1 pseudogene is annotated in these 1,341 nt (G+C 68.5%); it reads right to left on the minus strand.

Annotated features, from left to right (window positions below):
* Positions 1-1,341: pseudogene (locus tag ACFO4E_RS30025) on the minus strand (DNA-directed RNA polymerase subunit beta); the annotation flags it as partial.

Genomic DNA, 1,341 nt, shown 5'->3' on the forward strand with positions numbered 1-1,341 from the left:
TGGAACGCGCGTGGATCTTGTCGTCCACCAGGTGGTGCAGCTTCAGGAAGTAGGTGTAGCCCACCGCGATCGGCTCCGCGAACGGCTCACCGGTACGACCGTCGAACAACCGCGCCTTGCCGTGCTCATCGATGAGGGTGTTGCCGTCCTTGTCGGGGCGGACCGACGTGATGAGCCCGCTGAGTTCGTCGCCCCGCAGGCCATCGAAGACCGGCGTGGCCACGCGGGAGTCCGGCGGCACATCCGTGGCACCGATGGCCTGGAGCGACTTCTGCCACTCCTCCTCGGCCCCGTCGACCTTCCACCCGTTCTTGGCCAGCCAGCCCAGGTGGATCTCCAGGATCTGGCCGACGTTCATCCGCCCCGGAACACCCAGCGGGTTCAGGACCATGTCGACCGGCGTGCCGTCCTCCATGAACGGCATGTCCTCCGGCGGCAGGATCTTGGCGATGACGCCCTTGTTGCCGTGGCGCCCGGCCAGCTTGTCGCCGTCGGTGATCTTGCGCTTCTGCGCCACGTAGACGCGGACCATCTCATTCACACCGGGCGGCAGCTCGTCGCCCTCGTCGCGGCTGAACACGCGCACGCCGATGACCTTGCCGGACTCGCCGTGCGGCACCTTCAGGGAGGTGTCGCGGACCTCCCGGGCCTTCTCGCCGAAGATCGCGCGCAGCAGCCGCTCCTCGGGGGTCAGCTCGGTCTCGCCCTTGGGCGTCACCTTGCCCACCAGGATGTCGCCGTCGACCACGTCGGCGCCGATCCGGATGATCCCGCGGTCGTCGAGGTCGGCCAGGACCTCCTCGCTGACGTTGGGGATCTCCCGGGTGATCTCCTCAGGACCCAGCTTGGTGTCGCGGGCGTCGACCTCGTGCTCCTCGATGTGGATCGAGGACAGCACGTCGTCCTGCACCACCCGCTGGGAGAGGACGATGGCGTCCTCGTAGTTGTGGCCCTCCCACGACATGTACGCCACGAGCAGGTTCTTGCCCAGCGACATCTCGCCCTGATCAGTGGACGGGCCATCGGCCAGGACCTGACGCGCCTCGACCCGCTGGCCCTCGTCGACGATCGGCCGCTGGTTGACGCACGTGCCCTGGTTGGAGCGCTGGAACTTGTGCAGCCGGTGAGTGGTGCGCGTGCCGTCGTCGGCCATGACCGTGACGTAGTCGGCCGTGACGTCCTCGACCACACCCGCCTTCTCCGCGAGGACGACGTCGCCGGCGTCGGTGGCGGCGCGGTACTCCATGCCGGTGCCCACCAGCGGGGACTCCGCACGCAGCAGCGGCACCGCCTGGCGCTGCATGTTGGAGCCCATGAGCGCGCGGTTGGCGTCGTCGTGCT

The organism is Nocardiopsis mangrovi (assembly GCF_042653925.1).
Taxonomy (GTDB): Bacteria; Actinomycetota; Actinomycetes; order Streptosporangiales; family Streptosporangiaceae; genus Nocardiopsis_B; species Nocardiopsis_B mangrovi.